Source organism: Rhizobium sp. Rhizsp42 (assembly GCF_047304155.1).
GTDB lineage: Bacteria > Pseudomonadota > Alphaproteobacteria > Rhizobiales > Rhizobiaceae > Rhizobium.
On record NZ_JBGLYS010000218.1, the window covers coordinates 1 to 230 of the forward strand.

The 230-nt window shown below is 59.6% G+C and carries 1 pseudogene; it reads left to right on the forward strand.

Annotated elements, in window-relative coordinates:
* A pseudogene (locus ACCD05_RS32145) lies at positions 1-230 on the forward strand (IS110 family transposase); the annotation flags it as partial.

Sequence of the window (230 nt, forward strand, 5' to 3'; positions counted from 1 at the left end):
AGGCTTCGCCGAGACGATGTCGTTGCATTCTTCAAGGTATTGCCGCCATGCCTGATTGGGATCGAGGCTTGTGCAACAGGGCACTACTGGGCGCGGGTTCTCACGGCACTGGGGCACCAGGCTCGGTTGATGCCCGCGTCTTATGTTAAGCCCTACGTGAAGCGGCAGAAGAATGATGCGACCGACGCCGAAGCGATCTGCGAGGCTGTCACGCGGCCAACTATGCGCTT